This window comes from Pseudomonas sp. TH32, from assembly GCF_016650855.1.
Taxonomy (GTDB): domain Bacteria; phylum Pseudomonadota; class Gammaproteobacteria; order Pseudomonadales; family Pseudomonadaceae; genus Aquipseudomonas.
Genome location: NZ_JAEKFA010000002.1, coordinates 5,406,482 through 5,422,714, shown reverse-complemented (window position 1 = coordinate 5,422,714; position 16,233 = coordinate 5,406,482). Strand labels below are relative to the sequence as shown.

Below are 16,233 nucleotides of genomic sequence, written 5' to 3'. Positions count from 1 at the left end.
CTATAAGTCTTTACTTATACACAACCCAATTATTATTGATTTTTGTTAATCCCTGCGGGGGCATAGTGTGTGTCACGCGACTGCCATGAAACATTTGGTCACGCGCCGACCCGGTTCCATCGGGTCGAAGTAGGTAGCAATCGGCTCAAGGGAATTTCCAAGTGATAAAAAAGATCCTGATCGCCAACCGTGGTGAGATTGCCGTACGTATCGTGCGTGCCTGCGCCGAGATGGGCATTCGTTCGGTCGCGGTCTATTCCGATGCCGACCGCCATGCCCTGCATGTAAAGCGCGCAGATGAGGCCCACAGCATCGGTGCCGAGCCCTTGGCCGGTTACCTGAACCCGCGCAAGCTGGTGAACCTCGCGGTGGAAACCGGTTGCGACGCGCTGCACCCCGGCTATGGCTTCCTCTCGGAAAACGCCGAGTTGGCAGATATTTGCGCCGAACGCGGGATCAAATTCATCGGCCCGTCGGCTGAAGTGATTCGCCGCATGGGCGACAAGACCGAAGCCCGCCGCAGCATGATCAAGGCCGGCGTGCCGGTGACCCCGGGCACCGAAGGCAACGTTGCCGACATCGCCGAGGCGCTGACCGAAGGCGACCGCATCGGTTACCCGGTGATGCTCAAGGCCACTTCCGGTGGTGGCGGTCGCGGCATTCGACGCTGCAACAGCCGTGAAGAACTCGAACAAGCCTTCCCCCGTGTGATTTCCGAGGCCACCAAGGCGTTCGGGTCGGCGGAAGTTTTCCTGGAAAAATGCATCGTCAATCCCAAGCACATCGAGGCGCAGATCCTGGGTGACAGCTTCGGCAATGTGGTGCATCTGTTCGAGCGCGATTGCTCGATCCAGCGTCGTAACCAGAAGCTGATCGAAATCGCCCCCAGCCCCCAACTGACCCCGGAACAGCGCGCCTACATCGGCGACCTGTCGGTGCGCGCGGCCAAGGCGGTGGGCTACGAGAACGCCGGCACCGTGGAGTTCCTGCTCGCCGAGGGCGAGGTGTACTTCATGGAAATGAACACCCGGGTGCAGGTGGAGCACACCATCACCGAAGAAATCACCGGCATCGACATTGTGCGTGAGCAGATCCGCATCGCGTCGGGCCTGCCGCTGTCGGTCAAGCAGGAAGACATTCAGCACCGGGGTTTCGCGTTGCAGTTCCGCATCAACGCCGAAGACCCGAAGAACAACTTCCTGCCCAGTTTCGGCAAGATCACCCGTTACTACGCGCCCGGCGGTCCCGGCGTGCGTACCGACACGGCGATCTACACCGGCTACACCATCCCGCCGTTCTACGACTCGATGTGCCTGAAGCTGGTGGTGTGGGCGTTGACCTGGGAAGAGGCCATGGACCGTGGCCTGCGCGCCCTGGACGACATGCGCCTGCAAGGCGTGAAGACCACCGCCGCCTATTACCAGGAAATCCTGCGCAACCCGGAATTCCGCAGCGGCCAGTTCAACACCAGTTTCGTGGAAAGCCACCCTGAGCTGACCAACTACTCGATCAAGCGCAAACCCGAAGAGCTGGCCCTGGCCATCGCCGCCGCCATCGCCGCCCACGCAGGCCTGTGAGGAATATAAGAATGAGCAAGAAGATCTTCGTAACCGACACCATCCTGCGCGACGCCCACCAATCGTTGCTGGCGACCCGCATGCGTACCGACGACATGCTGCCGATCTGCGACAAGCTCGACAAAGTCGGCTACTGGTCCCTGGAAGTCTGGGGCGGCGCGACCTTCGACGCCTGCGTACGCTTCCTGAAAGAAGACCCGTGGGAGCGCCTGCGCAAATTGCGTGCGGCACTGCCTAACACGCGCCTGCAAATGCTGCTGCGTGGCCAGAACCTGCTGGGCTACCGCCACTACAGCGACGACGTGGTCAAAGCCTTCGTCGCCAAGGCCGCCGTCAACGGTATCGACGTGTTCCGCATCTTCGACGCCATGAACGACGTGCGTAACCTGCGCGTGGCCATCGAAGCGGTAAAAGCCGCCGGCAAACACGCCCAGGGCACCATTGCCTACACCACCAGCCCGGTGCACACCATCGAGGCGTTTGTGGCCCAGGCCAAACAAATGGAAGCCATGGGTTGCGACTCGGTGGCGATCAAGGACATGGCCGGCCTGCTGACCCCGTACGCCACCGGCGAACTGGTCAAGGCGCTGAAGGCCGAGCAAAGCCTGCCGATCTTCATCCACTCCCACGACACCGCCGGCCTGGCGTCGATGTGCCAACTCAAGGCCGTCGAGAACGGTGCCGACCATATCGACACCGCCATCTCCAGCTTCGCCTGGGGCACCAGCCACCCGGGCACCGAGTCGATGGTCGCGGCCCTTAAAGGCAGCGAATTCGACACCGGCCTCAGCCTGGAACTGCTGCAGGAAATCGGCCTGTACTTCTACGCCGTGCGCAAGAAGTACCACCAGTTCGAAAGCGAATTCACCGCCGTCGACACCCGCGTGCAAGTCAACCAGGTACCGGGCGGGATGATTTCCAACCTGGCCAACCAGTTGAAAGAGCAGGGCGCGCTGAACCGCATGAGCGAAGTGCTGGCGGAAATCCCGCGGGTGCGTGAAGACCTCGGCTTCCCGCCGCTGGTGACTCCGACTTCGCAGATCGTCGGCACCCAGGCGTTCTTCAACGTGCTGGCCGGCGAGCGCTACAAGACCATCACCAACGAAGTGAAGTTGTACCTGCAAGGCGGCTACGGCAAGGCGCCGGGCACCGTGAATGAAAAACTGCGCCGCCAGGCCATCGGCAGCGAAGAGGTGATCGACGTTCGCCCAGCCGACCTGCTGAAGCCGGAAATGACCAAGCTGCGCGGGGAAATCGGCGCGTTGGCCAAGTCCGAAGAAGACGTGCTGACCTACGCGATGTTCCCGGACATCGGGCGCAAGTTCCTCGAAGAGCGTGACGCCGGCACCTTGAGCCCTGAAGTGCTGTTGCCGATTCCTGAAGCCGGCGGCGTGGCCCGCGCCGGTGGTGAAGGCGTGCCAACCGAGTTCGTGATCGACGTGCACGGCGAAAGCTACCGCGTGGACATCACCGGTGTTGGCGTCAAGGCCGAAGGCAAGCGCCACTTCTACCTGTCGATCGACGGCATGCCCGAAGAGGTGGTGTTCGAACCGCTCAACGAGTTCGTCAGCAGCGGCGGCAGCAAGCGCAAGCACGCCACTGCGCCTGGCCATGTCAGCACGGCGATGCCGGGCAACATCGTCGACGTGCTGGTCAAGGAAGGCGACGTGGTGAAAGCCGGCCAGGCCGTGTTGATCACTGAAGCGATGAAGATGGAGACCGAAGTGCAGGCAGCCATCGCCGGCAAGGTCACGGCCGTTCACGTGGCCAAGGGCGACCGGGTCAACCCGGGCGAGATCCTGATTGAAATCGAAGGCTGATTAACAGCCTTCGAGACTACCGCTTAATCCTCGGGGGGGCATGTGCCCCCTTTTTTTTCGCCTGCACGAATCAGAAGGCCAGGGTCCATTGGCCAGTCAGCCCTTGGTTGCGACTGTTGCTGCCAGCCTCGAAGGCGTAGGTCAGGCCCACGGTGTGTTGCGGCGACAGCACGAGGTCCAGCCCGGTGTGCAAGGCCAGGCTGTCACGGTCCAGGGCGGTGCCTTCAACCGTGAAGTCACTGTTGAACCCCGGTCGTTTTACCCAGGCGGAAGAGTGGCGCACGCTGCTGTCCACGTCGCCATAGAGATGCTTCCAACGGGTGCTCAGGTGGGGTTTGAGGGCCATGTCGTTGTCCAGGGTGTAGACGCTGGCCAGGCGCACACCGAAGGTGCTGCTGAGGTTTTCCTGGGTCTGGGCGCCGACGTTCAGCGCGGTGAAACCGCCTTTTTCCTTGTAGCGGTCGCGGTGGTAACGCTGATACCCGACGCCGCCAAAGGGTTCGACACTGACGCTGCCCGCGTTCACCTGATAGCCCATCTCGGCAAAAGCGTTTTGGCTCTGGGCGTTGTATTTACCGGTGGACTGCTCGCGGTAATCAATAAAATCAAAGTCCACGGTGCGTTTGTTCTTGCCCGCATGGCTGCTGTAGATCGCACCCAGGCGCAGTGCCAGCGGCCCGTCCTGGCGCACGGCGTACCCGCCCAGGTGCCAGCTGTCCAGTTCGCCCCTGAAGCGGTTGGCGCTCAGTTCGCTGGTGGACTTGGCACCCATCACGCCCACCCGCCAGGCAGGGTCCACGGCCCAGTCGGTACCCAGCACCAGGCCTTGGGTACGTTGCTGCAAACCGAGGCTGCCGTGCTGCCCTTCGAGGTTGCCGGCATTGCCCAGGCCCTGGAGCCAGAAGCGGCCATGGCCCGACGAATCGCGGTCGTCGCTCACCTGGCGCATGGCTGAAAGCAGGCTGGCGTTCAGCTGTTCCATGCTGTTTTGAGTGGCGGTGGCCAGGTTGGCATTCTGGCTGCCCGCCAGTTGCTCAAGCACCGCACCCACACGCCCTGGCTGCAAGTTGCCCAGCTCCCGGCCATAGTTTTCAAGTTGGTATTCTTCCCACTCGCTCAGTTCGCCCGATGCCAGCAGCGTATCCACGGCGTTATCCAGCACGTGGGCAACGTGCAGGCCATTACGGGTGGTTGCGTGGTCGGCGAAGTAAAAGTCCTCGCTCGGCTTGGCCGGAGCGGGGGGCTTGTGGCTGGGGGCCTGGATAAGCCACTCACTGTCTGGCTCGATCTCTGTCCGTGCCTGAGCGTATTGGAGGCTGGTGGCACCCATCGTGAGGGTGATGGCGAGCGCGAGTTGTTTCTTGATGAACGGCATATGAACCCGACTTCATTGATGAATGAGGCCGGGAATTTAGCGAGGTGAAGGGCAGATAAATGTCAGGCTACCAACCCTTCGTATGCGGGAGAAGTCTCTAGTGGGCGGCGATTAAAAACTCATCTGCCATTGCCCGATCAGCCCGTGATTGCGGCTGTTACTGCCGATTTCACCGGTGTAGCCCACACCCACCGTATGGCGGGCCGACAGGCCTACATCCAGCCCGGCCTCCAACAGCAGGCTGTCGCGGTCCAGAGCGCTGCCTTCGACATTGAACGCCGTGCCACCCATCAGGAAAGCCTGGCGCGTGCTGCTGTCCACATCACCGTAGGTGTGTTTCCAGCCGGCACTGACCCGTGGCGTGAGGCTGACGCCGTTGTCCAGTTGGCTCAGGTGGGCCAGTCGCAGGCCGAAGGTGCTGCTGAAATTGTCCTGGGTTTGCCCATCGACATGCAGGGCGGCGGCACCGCCTTTTTCGTTGTAGCTGTCGCGGTGGTAGCGCTGGTAGCCGAGGTTGGCGAACGGTTCGGCACTCAAGCGCCCGCTGCCCATGGCGTAGCCCAGTTCGGCAAAGGCTTGCTGGCTGTTGGCGTCGTAGTCACCTTTGAGGCGATCACTGAAACCGTCGAAGGCCACGGTGCGCTTGCTGTCGCCTTGGTGCCCGCTGTACGCGGCGCCCAGGCGCAAGGCCAGTGGGCCGCTTTGACGCATGGCGTAGATGCCCGCGTGCCAGCTGTCGACGCTGCCGTCGACGCCGGTGGTGTCCAGGTCAGTCTTCGAATAACCGCCCAGCACGCCTACGCGCCAGTCGCTATCCACGGCCCAATCGGCGCCCAGTACGCTGCCCTTGGTGCGCTGGGTCAGGCCGTTGCTGCCGTGATCGCCGTCGAGCTTGCCGTAGCTGCCGATGCCTTGCAGCCACAGGCGGCCGCGAGCGTTGGGGTCGTTGAGGTTGCGCGCCTCGGCGGGTACGCCGGTGGCGGCCAATGCGGGTGTGTCTTGTTGATCAAGGCCCACCAGCAACCCGGCACCGCCGCCCAATTGATGCATGGCGCTCAGCATGCTGCTGCCGACCTGGGCGCTGGCGCCGAGGGTGGCGCTGGTCAGGTTGGCGGTGCTGCTGCCTGCGAGTTGCTCGATGGCGGCACCGGCGCTGCTGTTGGTGGTGTTGAGCAGGGCGTTATACAGCGTGTTGTTCTTGCCCAGGCTCGCCAGGGCGTTGGCGGCGCTGGTGCCGTTGCCGGTGTTGGCGAACTGATTGAAGGCCACGTCGTTGCGGGTATAGGTCAGGCCAACCTGAGTGGGGCTGTAATCCAGGGTCGGGGTGAGGAAGGCATAGTCGCTGGTGACCTTGCCGAACGTGCCGTTGATACTGCCGGCTTGCAGCACCGTGTAGTGGCTCTGCCAAGGGTAGGTGCCGGTGCCGGGATTGATCGCCAGGGTCGCGCCATTCAGGTAGGCGGTGCCACCGACCTGGACCGGTGCGCTGCTGCCATCGGCATTCACGCCATAGGCCAGGGTCGAGCCGCTGGTCATGGTCAGGTCGCGGGTGATAGTGGCGGTGCCGAGCGCCGTGTTGGTCTGCAAGGTGCCTTTGACCAACAGGCTGCCGACGCTGCCGCCACCGGCATAAATACCGCCGTCATCGACGGTCAGGTTGCCGGCGATCCCGCCCTGGTTGATCAGCCTGGCGCCGCTGAAAATCTCGCCGCCGTCGCTGAAGTCGCCGCTGCCGGTGAGGGTCCAGGTGCCTTGCTTGACGTCCAGCCATTCGAAGTTGCGGCTGTCGCCAAAGCTGCCGCCGGCGGTGTCGTCCATGGTCAGGCGGTCGTAACCGGTGCCGCCGTCCACCACACCGACGAAGCGGCTGCCGCCGAGCAGGGTCAGCGTGTCATTGCCACCGCCCAAATCCAGGGCCAGGCCGTTGCTGCCGCTGATCAAGCCGGCGTTGACCACCGTGTCGGCAAATTCGCCGACGAACTTCACGCCGAAGCCGTTCAGGCCCTGGATGGTGCCGTGGTTGATCAGGGTAGTCGCGGCAAGTCCCGGGCCGTCGCTGCCATCGTCCACCAGTACGGCGTTGTTGGCGCCGCTCACCAGCGCGCCCGCACCGTTGAACACGTAGCCACCGCCGAGGGCGATGCCTTCGCTGCCGTTGGCAAAGCCGTTCTTGTCGACGCCGCCGGCGCCCACACCCTGGATGATCCCGTAGTTTTCGATGTGGGCGATCTTGTCGATGTCCACGCCGTCACCGTCGCCATCGGGTTGCAGCCCGGAGTAGGCACCCGTGATGGTGCCGTAGTTGATCACCGTGCCGTCGCCGTCGGAGCCAAAGCCCGAGCCGTTGCGGCCGATCACCGTGCCGTAGTTGGTCAGCGTGGCGCCCAGGTCGGTGGTGATGCCGTGGCGGCCGCCGGAAATCAGGCCGTAGTTGGTGACCGTCACCCCGGTGGCGGAGTCGATGTCGACACCGTCGAACTTGTCATCGCGCGAGTGGGTATCGCCGGTGGAAATCTCGCCGTAGTTGGTGATGGTGGCGTTGGCACCGGTCTTCATGCCGTCGCTGGCATCGCCGCGAATCAACCCGCCCAGGCGGTTGATGATAGTGGTCGTGACGTTGGGGCTGCGGACCGCATCCAGGTCCAGCCCTTGGCCAGTGGTGGAGCGAATGGTGCCGCTGTTGTCGATCAACAAGCTGCCGCTGGCGAAGTTGCTGTCGATGCGCAGCGCGTCGTTGGCGCCCTGGATCACACCGCCGGCACGGTTGTAGAGGGTGTAATTGCGCGTGCCGGTGAGGTCACCGTTGCTGTCGATGGCGCGGCCGCCGGTGGAAGTGATTTTGCCGGAGTTGTCGATCACCACGCCGGCACCGCTGGTGCTGCGCGCCAGGGTAACGGCGACTTTGGAGGTGGTGATGCTGCCCGGCGCCGAAATCGTCAGCGAGTCGCTGCCACCCAGGGTTTGACCGGTGGTGGTCGGGGTGTCGATCTGCAACGTCTTGGGCGGAGCGGGGGCTGCGTCAGCAAAGCCGCTGCTTACCAGCAGGCCAAGGGTGAGTGCGAGGCGCTGAGGTGACGGGGGCATGGCGGGCGACCTTGTTTTTAGAAAGAGTCGACCTGTATAGCGGAGGTTTTTTACAGAATGATGGCGGGGAGGTGACAGCAGGCAGTGGGGCCAATGTGGGAGCCGGGCTTGCCCGCGATTGGGGTGTGTCAGTCGACATATTCATCGTCTGAACCACCGCCATCGCGGGCAAGCCCGACTCCTACAGGGATGGGTGGTGTTTTACAGATTCAGGCTCGGCACTCCACCAGCGTCTTCAGTTGGCCCGAACCTGCCTGGTTTTCATCCGACAACCACTGCTCAAACCCTGCTCCAATCGCCGGCCATTCCCCATCCAGGATCGAATACCACGCCGTATCGCGGTTCTTTCCTTTCACTACGGTGTGTTGGCGAAACACGCCTTCAAAACTGAATCCCAATCGCTCTGCCGCGCTTTTGGAGCGGGCGTTGGCGTTGTTGCACTTCCACTCCAGCCGGCGATTGCCCAGCTCAAACGAATGTTTGGCCAGCAGGTACACCGCCTCGGTGCTTTTCGGCGAGCGTTGCATCGGTGCACCGAAGGTCACGTGGCCGATTTCGATGCGGCCCTGCTCGGGCACGATGGACATCAGGCTGAGGATGCCTTGCACGTCGCCGCTGGCCTTGTCGATCACGCTGAAGAAGTACGGGTCGTTGTGGGTCGCATGGTTGTTCAGCCAGGCATCGAAGGCGGCGCGCTCGGGGAACGGGCCGTAGGGCAAGTAGTCCCACAACTTCGGATCAGCACCGGGGCCTTGCAGGGCGTTGAACAGGTCATCGCCATGGCGGGCCGGGTCGAGTTTTTCCAGGCGCACGAAGCGCCCTTCGATAAGGGTGACGGTGGGCGCCGGAACGCCTTTCCAATCGGCCAATGATGTCGACATGCTGCTCTCCTTAAAGACCTTTGCGAAACTGGATAAAGCCGGGGCGTTCGGCAATGCGTTCGTACAGCTGGATGGCGGTGGCGTTGGTCTCGTGGGTCAGCCAGTGGACTTTGCAGCAGCCGTCCGCCTTGGCGGTGGCGTAGACGAATTCGATCAGTTTGCGACCCACCCCGGTGCCGCGCTGGTCCGGGTCTACCAACAGGTCCTGCAGGTAGCAGGAGTTTTCGATGCTCCAATTGGAACGGTGGTAGATGAAGTTGACCATACCCACGGCCTTGCCGTCCTGCCAGGCCAGGGCCGAATGGGTGGGCTCATTGGCGTCGATCAGGCGTTGCCAGGTGCTCTGGCTGACGGCGTCCGGCAACTCGTTATTGTAGAAGCGCAGGTAGGCCTGCCACAGGGGCAGCCACGCGGCGTGGTCGGCGGCAGTGACTGGGCGGATCTCGATCTGGCTCATGTTGGCTCCTTGGGAATAAAGCGGGCGAGGGTCTGGTCGCGTACGTCGGTGCTGGCCGCCAGTCCTTCGCGAACACCGGCAATGTCGGCGGCACTGCGGTTCTGGCTGAGTTTGCGCTTGCCTTCCAGGCGCTGGATCGGCAGGGCAAAGCCGACAATGGCCTTGAGCCTCCCGTCGATGTAGTCGGCCGGGGCGTCGCTGACTTTCCATGGCTGGGCGCGCGGGGATTCGTGGCGGTCCGTCAGGGCGGTGACCAGGCTGAGCAGGCGGTCGGCGTCGGTGAAGACGTCGGCGGTGCCGTAGGCATGTACCGCGATGTAGTTCCAGGTCGGCACGACTTTGCCGTGTTCGGCCTTGGCCGGGTAAAACGCCGGGCTGATGTAGGCCTCGGCGCCGGCAAAAACCACCAGGGCCTCGCTGCCGTTCTGCAAGTCTTGCCACTGCCGGTTGGCTTTGGCCAGGTGCCCGTACAGCGTGCCGTTGGGGCCTTCGTCGGGATTCAGCAGCAGCGGCAAGTGACTGACCTGCAGGCCTTGCTCGCCAAAGGTGATCAACTGCGCCAGGCGGGTGTGCTGGATCAGTTGCTGGATTTCGGGCAAGTCATCGAGGGCAAAGGCGCGTGGTGTGTACATGAAGATTTTCCTTGGCGAATGCCTGCATCCTAGGCAGGCTATTGGTTCGATGTAAGAGCCATCTGTGCTCCATTTCATAGGTCCAATTTGCCGGAGCGTGTGCCATGCCGCCGTTAGAGCCGCCGCTGTCGTTCAACCCTGCCGGCATCGAGCTGGATCGCCGCCAGGGCCTCACACGCCAGCTGTACCAGGCCCTGCGCCAGCGGGTACTGGACGGGCGGCTGGTCAGTGGCACCCGGCTGCCGGCCAGCCGTGACCTGGCAGCGGCGCTGTCGATTTCCCGTAACAGCGTGGTTCGCGCCTACGACCAGCTGTATGCCGAAGGCTTCATCGAAGGGCGGGTGGGCGATGGCACCTATGTGGCGCAACTGCCGCAGACACCCCTCAGCTCAAAAAAACTATCCACAAAAGTATCCACAGGCTTATCAACAGGCTTATCCCCAGGTTTATCCACAAAATGCCCGGATTTACCTGTGATTTCATCCAGTCAAGTTATCCACAGTGCGGCGCTGGGGCGGGTAGAAAACAACCATTTGCCGTTGCCGCCGACCGGTCCTCCACGGGCGTTTCGGGTGGGTATTCCGGCGTTCGACCTGTTTCCCTTCGACGTCTGGGCCAAGCTGAATGCGGCTTTCTGGCGCAAGCCGGACCTGCAGCAGCTGTGCTATGGCGACCCGGCAGGGGATGAGCGCTTGCGGGGGCTGATCGCTGCCTATTTGCGCAGTTCCCGGGGCATGCACTGCACTGCTGAACAAATAGTGATCACCAGCGGCGCGCAGCAGGCAATCAGCCTTTGTGCACAGCTGCTGGTGGCGCCGGGGGATGGGGTGGCGGTGGAAAACCCGGGTTACCGTGCGGCAGGCCATGCGTTCGCACTTGCCGGGGCAAAACTCCACGGGGTGGCAGTGGACAGTGAAGGCATTGATTGCTCGGCGCTGAACGCCATCGACAGTTGCCGCCTGGCCTATGTCACGCCCTCGCACCAATACCCGATGGGCGTGGTCATGAGCCTGGCCCGGCGCCTGGAATTGCTGGCCTGGGCCGAGCGCACCGGCGGCTGGATCATCGAGGACGACTACGACGGCGAATACCGCTACAGCGGCGCGCCGTTGGCGCCGCTGGCGGCGCTGGATCGCAGTGGGCGAGTGCTCTATGTCGGCACGTTCGGCAAGGTCGCGTTTCCGGCGTTGCGCCTGGGTTACCTGGTGCTGCCGATGGCACTGGTGCAGCCCTTCGCCCGGCGCCGGGCGGTGGATGTGCGCCATTCCGAGGTCAGCACCCAGGCGGTGATGGCCGAATTCATGGCCTCTGGGCACTTCCAGCGGCATGTGCGGCGCATGCGTCGCGCCGCCTTGAGCCGGCGCAACGCGTTACTGGCCGAATGGCCACAGGGTGTCGACGGTGTGGGCAGTGTGCCAGCGGTGGCGGCGGGGCTGCATTTGACGATACCGGTGCAAGGGCTGGAGCGCGAGCAGGCATTGATCGCGAAAGCGGCTGGCGTCGGGGTGGAAATCAACGGCCTGAGCAATTATTGGTTGCCGGATTCCGTCACGCTGGAGGATCGGCGTGCCGGCCTGGTGTTGGGCTTCGCGGCCGTGCCCGAGGCGCAGATCAGCCAGGCGCTGGCACGGTTGCGCCTGGCCTGGCAATAACCCGGCTCAGGTGGCGGGCGCCTTGCTCAAGAACAATGACCGAGCCAGGTGCGGGCCGATTTTGGCGCGATAGATGGCCCGGCGTAGCTGTACGGGCATGCCTTCATATTCTTCGAAGGCGCCCCCTAGCCGGCGTTGTTCCAGGCTTTTCAGGTGGGCCACAATGTATGCCTCGTTGGGCGCATTCAGGCTTGCGTAGTGAAAGTGGGCATACCACAGCGCCCGGCTGGTTTTCTGGTCGCGTATCTCGTACTCCTGCATGAAATCCTTTTTCGGGCCTTTGAGCCTCCGGCGAACGCCTGACGCATGAATGGTCACCTCTCCTTCGGTGGACAACAGTTCTATATGGGCGGCCGTGGGCAGGCGATTCTTGAGCATGTCGAGCCTGACGCGGCGACCTGTGCGGTAGAGCTTTTTCACGGCCTCATCAAGTTGTCGGTTCATCGCCTCGGAGGCGATATTGTCGGTTTCGTTAGTGGCGTTGGCGGCTTGCTCGACGCCGCGCTTGGCCTGTTCCAGGGTTTGCGCCCGGCGCTCGAATTTTTCCTCGATCTCCACCGGCAGCCGTTGGGGTTGGTCAGCCTTTGCGGTGGTACGCTCGATAAAAGCATCGACATCGTCCAGCAATGCCTGGGCCTCTTTCAGGCTGTTGGGCACGCTTACGGCAGGTGCGCGAGTGGCGGGCGGGGACGGGTGCGCATGTTCTACCCAGTTGCCTGAATCCTTTTTGTGAAAGGTGGCAATGACCTTATGGGTCAGGGGTTCCTTGATGTCTACAAAGTCGGGATCGTTTTCGCGAGGTTCACCGACGACCACACCCTTGAAGCGAGTCTTGATGACGGTCTTTTTGGGCCGGGCAGATGCGCTTGATGACGCGTCTGCCTCGGCTCTGGCGTCCTGGGCTTTGCGTTCGCGCAGCGCAGCGCTCAGAGACTGCATGGCCCGTTGGGCGTATTCGTCGATCTGTTTGCGCAGGTCCTCCACTGAATCCTTCACTATCAGCTCGGGGTACTCGCCTGGCAGATCCAGCAGATTCTGGTTGATCACGATAAATTGATCGGCGACGTCATCCAGCGCCTCGATGTGTGCGTCCAGGTCAAGTTCAGCCCGCGTCTCCATCAGGTCACGGGAACTCTGGACGGCGAGTTGGGCGGCCAGGACAATATCGTTGATGCTGTTGCGCGCTTCAGTCATGTCTGCGGTGCTGTTCTCCTGGAGGCACAGGGTGCGAGCCAGTGAAATACGGAAACCCTTCAAGTCATCCAGGTCAAACTGCGGCAGGTTTTCGCGGGTGCGCAGTTCCAGCTTTACCCCCTCGGCGCCCAGTTCCCTGAGGTACTTGAAGCGCGAACGAACGTATTCCAATTGGGTGATCATGTTCAGGGTTTTATCGGCCACGCGCCGACGGGCGAAGACTTCCTGCGGGTCACTGTCCATACCCTGTCCACTGGCGGCCAGGTCTTTTTGGAAATCCGTCACTTGTTCGTTGATGCCAGCTTGTGCAATGAGCAACTGGCTTTCCAGGTACCTGAGCATGCGCTTCGAATAGTCCGGCACAGCGTCGAGCAGGTTCAATGACTTCAGTTGGGCGATCGGTGCGTCGTACTCCCCCCGACGTTTATCCAGCGTGGCAATGAAGGTGGTGAGTGCGCTGGCGGACGTGCCGGGTGATGCGGCTCTGCTGACGCTACGGGCGGCCTCGAGCGCGGCACTTTCTTTGGCTTCCTGGCGGTCGAACGCCTCCAGTTGTTCACGCAGCCCGGTAATCGTGACGGGTTTGAGCCGCTGGCCTTTCTTCATCCGGCTGCGAAACCCTGCGCCGCGCAGGCGCAGGCGTGTATCGATAAACCATTGGCCCACGCGGTTGTTGACCAACACCGGGCCCAGGCGCTCGGGCTGTTTGGCGTCGATGATCAGCACCGTATCGTTTTCGTCCACTTGTACCTTGAACCAGCGTTCGCCCACCGGGGCATACCACTGATCATTGAGAGGGTAGAGGTGCTGGTGCGAGCCAGGCTGGGTTTGCTGCGCGCCCAGTGTTTCGGGGCGCGTGACGCTGAAGCTGTCGAGGGTCTTTTTCAGGCTCAATGGCTTGCGGGTCAAGGCGCCGAGGGTGTGCAGCGAAAGCTCGTGGCCGCCGGGCAGGTCGGGTGTCTGGATATCCGGTAGTTGAGTCGTGGGCAGTTGGCTTGCCGTCTCGGTCGTGGGGAGCGTTTCCGGAGCGCCCACGACGGGTTTCCCGGTCTGCACAACCGTCGGTTGTCGGCTGGCCAGGTGCAACGCCAGGGCCATGCCCAGGTTGAGGAAAATGTCGGTCAAGGCGGACCATTTGACCTCGCTGTCGCCACGTTCGCTGGCGTCGATGGCTTCCTGTACATCATTGATCAGTTGGCCGACCCAGGCGGCCGTGCCGACAGTTTTGCCCAAAAAGGGCAGGGCGGCATTGAAGATCATCCAGCCGGCCCGTTTGAAACTTTCCCAGCGGGATTCTGCGTTGGACACTGACTGCTTGTCGGCGAGGTCCACCAGTGCCTTCGCGTTGGCGGTGAACAGCGCCGCCAAATCGTCGTCGTGGAGGGTCTGGCTGCCGAGAATGACCGGCCCGGTCATGCTCAACGCCAGCCACGGCTCTACCACCAGCGTGGACAAGGTCCTGGGCGAAGCAAGGAGGGCGCCGGGAAATACAAACTGTGCGTAGTCGGAACGCACGCTGTCGGGTAGCCAGGCCAACACCGGCTCGCGCAGTTCGGTGGATTGTTTGATGGCGTAAATCAGGTTGTTCGGTGAGGCAAACTGCATCAACTGTCTCGTGGCCTGGGGGCGATACAAGAGGCAGGGGCCGTTGGCCGGGTTCTGCGGGCCTATGACGAACATGTTGCTGACCTGATCGGCGGCCTGACTGGTGCGGCGCGTGGGAATAAACGCCAGGGGCCGAATGACCACGGTGTAGCCGTTCACGCGGCGCAGGTTGGGGTCGGATGCCATGGCCGCGCAGACATAACGGTAGCCTTGTTCATCCACACCGTACTGGCTGCGGATCTTGTATTGCAGCGCCAGCAACGGCAGTTGCAGGCGCAGTTGATCGGTATAGAGGGTTTGCCGCGCCAGTGACTGCACCGGGTCGTCGAGCAGGGTGGTTTTGACCAGCTTGGGATATTGATCGCCAATGTTCACTTGGGTGATCAGGTCTTGCAGGAACGTCACGCTCATCCAGGTCGGCACGCTACGACCATCGTTGTACTGCGCGACCTTGTTCCCCAACGGCAGCGCGATCAGGTTTTGCAGGGCCAGTTCTTCGAGGCTGAAGGTGACGGTGCTGGTCAGGCCGGGGGCGGTGAATAACCCCCAGACGACCTGGCTGGTCACGGTAATTTGCACGTGCCTGAGCTTGAGCATCAGTTGCTGGCTGAGTTGAGTACCATTTGCCACCAGGCCCAGGTCGGTTTTCTGGGCGGGTGTCAGGGTCTTGGCCATGGCGTCGGCGATGGCCTGCAGGGCGTAGTCACCAATCAGTGGAATACTGTCCTGGTAGGTTTTATTGCCGGTGCGGGTATTGAGGGTGGCGATGTCGAACAGGTAGCGGCTATAGCGGGACAGGTCGGCAGAGCTTGCGGTGTTCAACCAGTCGGGCAGGGCATCGCTGATTTTTTCCAGCTTGTCCCTGTCGTCTGATGACAACTGCCCGAATTCCAGTTGTCCACGCTCGGCGATCTCATCGTTGGTCCCCAGGGACGGGGTCCCCGGGGCGATTCTACCAATGGCATCGAGCTGCAGGCCGATAAGGGCGCACGCCTGGTACTCGAAAAAATCCCCCTGGGGTTCGTAGAGCCGCCATTGCAGCGCTTTATCCTCGGGGTTGGTCGCTTGCAGGACCAGCGCCTTGCCCAGGTCGTCCAGGCTGTCGAACGGTTGGTACCCGTTGGCAATCGAGTACGTGAGGATCATCGTGTGTTGGTCATGGGTGCCGATCAGGATGGCGAGCGCGGCGAGGCTGATGTGTCGGGTATGGGGACCTTTGTCGATATCAATGTCGATCAGGTAGGCCCGGGTGCGGTATTTGTCATTGGGCAGGCGCACGGCGTAATCCGGGTACAGGAATACGTTCTTCGCCATGGCACATTCGTCCTCGCCCCAACCCACGGAGTCCTTGATATCCCAGGCATTGCGCAAGGCGTTGGCGAAGGCCTGCCAGCGAGTGCCCCGGGGGCCATCGGTCTGGTTCCAGAACTCCAGTTGTTGTTCCTGATACGCGATGAACAGCAGCGGAGCACATTCATTGATCAGCCGGGCGATGGCGTCGATACGCACCGGCAGGTGGATGTCCGGGCCGCTGGTGGCGCGGTCGGTCAGGTAGTGCTCACCGTCGATGTAGGTCAGGGGCTTTTCGGAAACGGCGCGCCGTGCGAGTGCGCCGGTGAGCGATTCGTGATGGGGCAAGCCGGGCACGACCTGGTCATTGACGATTAACCAGACTGGCGAGACGACAACGGCCAGGTCCGGGTCGATATCCAGTTCGGGATACAGCTCCTTCAACGCCGGCCGCAAAATTTTTGCAGCCACTTCGCGGATGGACGGGCCGGTGGTCAGTTGGGTCAGCAGCGAATTGCCGTTGAGGGATTCTTGTTCGGTGGAGGGCTGGGGCATGCAGGCATTCCTTGCTGGCAGAAGAGCGATCGGATTGCCAGAAAGTAGCGGTGCCTGCCGGGGGCGGGTGGTAGTTAACTGTGCAGCGTGTGGCGAGGGACCCAGTGCCCT

General features: G+C 62.3%; 9 protein-coding genes. 3 read left to right on the top strand and 6 right to left on the bottom strand.

From position 1 onward, the window contains the following. The first annotated feature begins 161 nt into the window (after positions 1–161). Both JFV30_RS28620 and oadA read left to right on the top strand, forming a co-directional pair. Positions 162–1,577 carry an acetyl-CoA carboxylase biotin carboxylase subunit gene (locus JFV30_RS28620; RefSeq protein WP_003213442.1) on the top strand — a complete coding sequence of 472 codons (1,416 nt, stop codon included), beginning with the start codon at positions 162–164 and terminating at the stop codon, positions 1,575–1,577. An 11-nt stretch (positions 1,578–1,588) separates the two neighbouring features. Further along, positions 1,589–3,397, top strand: a complete 1,809-nt coding sequence (gene oadA, locus JFV30_RS28615) for a sodium-extruding oxaloacetate decarboxylase subunit alpha (protein WP_010168367.1) — start codon at positions 1,589–1,591, stop codon at positions 3,395–3,397. Between the two features lie 70 nt (positions 3,398–3,467). Here the strand turns inward: oadA and JFV30_RS28610 are convergent, their stop codons facing one another. The 5 genes from JFV30_RS28610 to JFV30_RS28590 all read right to left on the bottom strand — a co-directional run bounded on the left by JFV30_RS28610 (position 3,468) and on the right by JFV30_RS28590 (position 9,826). Further along, positions 3,468–4,772, bottom strand: a complete 1,305-nt coding sequence (locus JFV30_RS28610; RefSeq protein WP_201125739.1) for an autotransporter outer membrane beta-barrel domain-containing protein — start codon at positions 4,770–4,772, stop codon at positions 3,468–3,470. Between the two features lie 111 nt (positions 4,773–4,883). Next, entirely contained in the window at positions 4,884–7,856 is a 2,973-nt protein-coding gene (locus tag JFV30_RS28605; RefSeq protein WP_201125738.1) for an autotransporter outer membrane beta-barrel domain-containing protein, read from the bottom strand. 209 nt (positions 7,857–8,065) lie between these two features. Then, positions 8,066–8,737: a GNAT family N-acetyltransferase gene (locus JFV30_RS28600; RefSeq protein WP_201125737.1), complete on the bottom strand. Its 672-nt coding sequence runs from the start codon at positions 8,735–8,737 to the stop codon at positions 8,066–8,068. Positions 8,738–8,747: 10 nt separating this feature from the next. Beyond that, complete coding sequence (locus JFV30_RS28595) at positions 8,748–9,194, bottom strand: GNAT family N-acetyltransferase (RefSeq protein ID WP_201125736.1); 447 nt, start codon at positions 9,192–9,194, stop codon at positions 8,748–8,750. After that, positions 9,191–9,826, bottom strand: coding sequence for an FMN-binding negative transcriptional regulator (locus JFV30_RS28590; RefSeq protein WP_201125735.1), 636 nt, complete (start codon positions 9,824–9,826; stop codon positions 9,191–9,193). The genes JFV30_RS28595 and JFV30_RS28590 overlap by 4 nt, the downstream gene beginning before the upstream one ends. A gap of 104 nt (positions 9,827–9,930) precedes the next feature. Between JFV30_RS28590 and pdxR the strand changes: the two genes are divergently transcribed. After that, positions 9,931–11,478 (top strand): MocR-like pyridoxine biosynthesis transcription factor PdxR, encoded by a 1,548-nt coding sequence (gene pdxR, locus JFV30_RS28585; RefSeq protein WP_201125734.1) that lies wholly within the window; start codon positions 9,931–9,933, stop codon positions 11,476–11,478. A gap of 6 nt (positions 11,479–11,484) precedes the next feature. On the opposite strand, the gene JFV30_RS28580 is transcribed toward pdxR, so the two are convergent. Further along, positions 11,485–16,122, bottom strand: a complete 4,638-nt coding sequence (locus JFV30_RS28580; RefSeq protein ID WP_201125733.1) for a dermonecrotic toxin domain-containing protein — start codon at positions 16,120–16,122, stop codon at positions 11,485–11,487. Positions 16,123–16,233: the final 111 nt, after the last annotated feature.